Origin of the sequence: Massilia sp. CT11-108, assembly GCF_047302915.1 — a bacterium.
In the GTDB taxonomy this organism is placed as follows: Bacteria; Pseudomonadota; Gammaproteobacteria; order Burkholderiales; family Burkholderiaceae_D; genus Telluria; species Telluria orientalis.
This window is the reverse complement of the sequence record NZ_JBKYMO010000540.1, coordinates 1-3,528: the sequence shown is the minus strand read 5'-3', so window position 1 is coordinate 3,528 and position 3,528 is coordinate 1. Positions and strand designations below refer to the sequence as shown.

The 3,528-nt window shown below is 64.7% G+C and carries 3 protein-coding genes and 1 pseudogene; all 4 read left to right on the top strand.

The window, feature by feature from the left end; all coding sequences use genetic code 11:
• Positions 1 to 411 precede the first annotated feature (411 nt).
• Positions 412 to 717 carry a lipopolysaccharide assembly LapA domain-containing protein gene (locus tag ACEN88_RS26980; RefSeq protein ID WP_056129565.1) on the top strand — a complete coding sequence of 102 codons (306 nt, stop codon included), beginning with the start codon at positions 412 to 414 and terminating at the stop codon, positions 715 to 717.
• Between the two features lie 30 nt (positions 718 to 747).
• Positions 748 to 1,923: a lipopolysaccharide assembly protein LapB gene (lapB, locus tag ACEN88_RS26975; RefSeq protein WP_413344619.1), complete on the top strand. Its 1,176-nt coding sequence runs from the start codon at positions 748 to 750 to the stop codon at positions 1,921 to 1,923.
• A gap of 13 nt (positions 1,924 to 1,936) precedes the next feature.
• Positions 1,937 to 3,307 (top strand): UDP-glucose dehydrogenase family protein, encoded by a 1,371-nt coding sequence (locus tag ACEN88_RS26970; RefSeq protein WP_413344618.1) that lies wholly within the window; start codon positions 1,937 to 1,939, stop codon positions 3,305 to 3,307.
• 7 nt (positions 3,308 to 3,314) lie between these two features.
• A pseudogene (locus ACEN88_RS26965) lies at positions 3,315 to 3,528 on the top strand (D-glycero-beta-D-manno-heptose-7-phosphate kinase); the annotation flags it as partial.

Genomic DNA, 3,528 nt, shown 5'->3' with positions numbered 1-3,528 from the left:
ACCGCCCGGTGCGGACCCGCACGCCGGGTGGTGTGGCAGGGGACCGGCCAGACAACTGGCCGCCCCTATGCCGATCTCAAATTCGGGGGCAGAGCACATTCCCGCAAAAATTCGGGGTCAGAGCACTTTTTCGATCAATTTACTGATGAACAATCGCAACGCACGGGCGTCGCGCGCATCAGCAACCACAGACGATAGTTGCTACCGGACTCACGAGAAATTTGCTGCAGAGATAATGACCTGAAAAGTGCTCTGACCCCGAATCTCCCGAAAAATGAGCTCTGACCCCGAATCGTGCAACCCACGTATAATCACGCCGCACGCGAGCAACGGCCGGGCCGGCCGTTCTAGGAATATTGTTTCAAATATGCGACACTGCGCCTTTGCCGTCTTACCTCTCGGGACCTGCTGATGAAACTCGTCTCCACCATCGTCGGATGCCTGCTGTTCGTCCTGTTCTTCAGTTTTGCCCTGAAGAACACGCATCAGGTCGACCTGCATTTCTTCCTGAATTACGAGGTGCGGGGACCGCTGGTGCTGATGCTGCTCGCGTTTTTCATCGCCGGCGCCTTCCTCGGCATCCTGGCCGTGACGCCGACCGTGTTCCGGCACCGCCGCGAAAGCTCGCAGCACAAGCACACGATCCAGGCCCTGCAGAGCGCGGCCGGTACCGCTGCCAATGCGCCGCAGCCGGACAGCGTCGCGCCGCGCGCCTGACCGTAACTCAGTCATCAATAAGAACAACATATGGAATTTGAAATCTGGTGGCTGCTCGGCATCCCCGTCTTTTTTGCCCTCGGCTGGATCGCCGCCCGCGTCGACATCAAGCAGCTCGTCTCCGAATCGCGCAGCCTCCCGCGCGGCTATTTCAAGGGCCTGAATTTCCTCCTCAACGAACAGCCGGACAAGGCCATCGACGCGTTCATCGAGATCGTCAAGCTCGATCCCGAAACGGCCGACATGCACTTTGCGCTGGGTAATTTGTTCCGCCGCCGCGGCGAGACGGAGCGCGCGATCCGCGTCCACCAGAACCTGCTGTCGCGTCCCGACCTGCCGATCGAGCAGCAGGTGCACGCGCAGTACGAACTCGGCATGGACTACCTGAAGGCCGGTCTGCTGGACCGCGCCGAAGAGACGTTCAACCTGCTCGTCGACACGCAGTACGGCGTGCAGGCCCGCCGCGCGCTGCTGGAGATCTTCCAGCGCGAAAAGGAATGGCGCCGTGCGATCGCCGCCGCGGAAGGCCTGATGGAATCCGGCGCCGGCGCGCACCACAAGGAAATCGCGCAGTTCTATTGCGAGCTGGCGCAGGACGCCCTCGTGCACATGCAGTCCGAGGAAGCGAAGGCGCTGCTGGACAAGGCGCTGCAGGCCGACCGCAAGAACGTGCGCGCGACGATGCTGTGCGGCGATGCGCTCAAGGCCGAAGGCGACATCGAGGGCGCGCTGAAGACGTGGCGCCGCGTGGAGCAGCAAAGCGTGCCGCACGTGGCCCTCGTCGCCGCGCGCCTGATGGATGGCTACCGCACCGTCGGCCGCCCGCAGGAAGGCGTCAACCTGCTGCGCTCGTACCTGGAAGAAGCGTCGTCGATTGATCTGATCGAGGTCGTCTTCAAGGCCGTCATTGAACTCAACGGCGTGGAGGCTGCCAAACAGCTGGTGGTGGAAGAGCTGCGCCGCAATCCGACCCTGCTCGGTCTCGACAAGCTGCTGGAAGCGCGCCTGATGGATGCGCCGGCGAACGTATGGGAAGAGCTGTCGATGGTGAAGAACCTGGTGCACGGGTACACGCAGAAGCTGGCGCGCTACCAGTGCAGCCATTGTGGTTTCAAGGCGCGCCAGTATTACTGGCAATGCCCGGGGTGCAGCAAGTGGGAGACTTACCCGCCGCGCCGCACCGAAGAACTGAACGTGATGAACTAAGCTAAAGCGAACCATGAAGATTACGATTATCGGCACCGGCTACGTCGGCCTCGTGACCGGCGCCTGCCTGGCGGAACTCGGCAACGACGTCTTTTGCCTCGACGTCGACCAACGCAAGATCGACCTGCTGAACAACGGCGGCATCCCGATCCACGAGCCGGGCCTGGAAGAAGTCGTCGCGCGCAACCGCGCCAGCGGCCGCCTGCAGTTCTCGACCGACGTCGCCGCCAGCGTCGCGCATGGCCAGCTCCAGTTCATCGCCGTCGGCACCCCGCCGGACGAAGACGGTTCCGCCGACCTGCAGTACGTGCTGGCCGCCGCGCGCAACATCGGCCGCCACATGGACGGCTACAAGGTCATCGTCGACAAGTCCACGGTGCCCGTCGGCACGGCCGACCGCGTCGCCGCCGCCCTGCGCGAAGAGCTGCGTGCGCGTGGTGAAGAAAGCATGGAATTCGCCGTCGTGTCGAACCCGGAATTCCTGAAGGAAGGCGCCGCCGTCGACGACTTCATGCGCCCGGACCGCATCGTCATCGGCCACGACGACAGCCCCGCGGGCCAGCGCGCGCGCGACCTCATGAAGCTGCTGTACGCCCCGTTCAACCGCAACCACGAACGCGTCTACTGGATGGACGTGCGCTCGGCCGAGTTCACGAAGTACGCGGCCAACGCGATGCTCGCGACGCGCATCTCGTTCATGAACGAACTGGCCAACCTCGCCGACCAGGTGGGCGCCGACATCGAAGCCGTCCGCCACGGCATCGGCTCCGACCCGCGCATCGGCCACAGCTTCCTGTACGCGGGCGCCGGCTACGGCGGCTCGTGCTTCCCGAAAGACGTGCAGGCGCTCGAGCGCACCGCGCGCCAGTACGACCAGGAACTCTTGATCCTGCGCGCCGTGGAAGCCGTCAACGACCGCCAGAAGCAGGTGCTGGGCCGCAAGGTCGTGCAGCGCTTCGGCGACGACCTTGCGGGCATGACCTTCGCCGTCTGGGGCCTCGCATTCAAGCCGAACACGGACGACATGCGCGAAGCGCCGTCGCGCGTGCTGCTGAAGGAATTGATCGAGCGGGGCGCCAGCGTCGCCGTGCACGATCCGGTCGCGATGGAAGAAGCGCAGCGCGTGCTGGCGCTGGACCTCTCCGAAGCGCAACTCGCGCGCGTCGACTTCAAGAAGACGCCGATGGAAGCGCTGGACGGCGCCGAAGCCCTGGTGATCGTCACCGAATGGAAGGCGTTCCGCAGCCCGGACTTCGAGCAGATCAAGGCGCGCCTGAAGCACCCGGTGATCATCGACGGCCGCAACCTGTTCGAGCCGCCGCTGATGACGGGCCTGGGCATCGAGTACCACGGCATCGGCCGTTCGGTCCTGACGGGCAAGTGAGGCACGCATGACCGCTACGATCCCCAGCCGCCTGCTGCCGACCGACAGCTACCGCCAGGCCGAAGCGCCCCAACTGGAGAGCGTGCGCCTGCTCGTCGTCGGCGACGTCATGCTCGACCGCTACTGGTTCGGCGACGTCTCGCGCATTTCGCCGGAAGCGCCGGTGCCCGTCGTGCGCATCGAGCGCCGCGAGGAGCGCCTGGGCGGCGCCGCCAACGTGG

Excerpts from the sequence above, each read along its gene's own strand:
- ACEN88_RS26980 (WP_056129565.1), top strand. The coding sequence starts at position 412 with ATGAAACTCGTCTCCACCATCGTCGGATGCCTGCTGTTCGTCCTGTTC.
- lapB (WP_413344619.1), top strand. The coding sequence starts at position 748 with ATGGAATTTGAAATCTGGTGGCTGCTCGGCATCCCCGTCTTTTTTGCC.
- ACEN88_RS26970 (WP_413344618.1), top strand. The coding sequence starts at position 1,937 with ATGAAGATTACGATTATCGGCACCGGCTACGTCGGCCTCGTGACCGGC.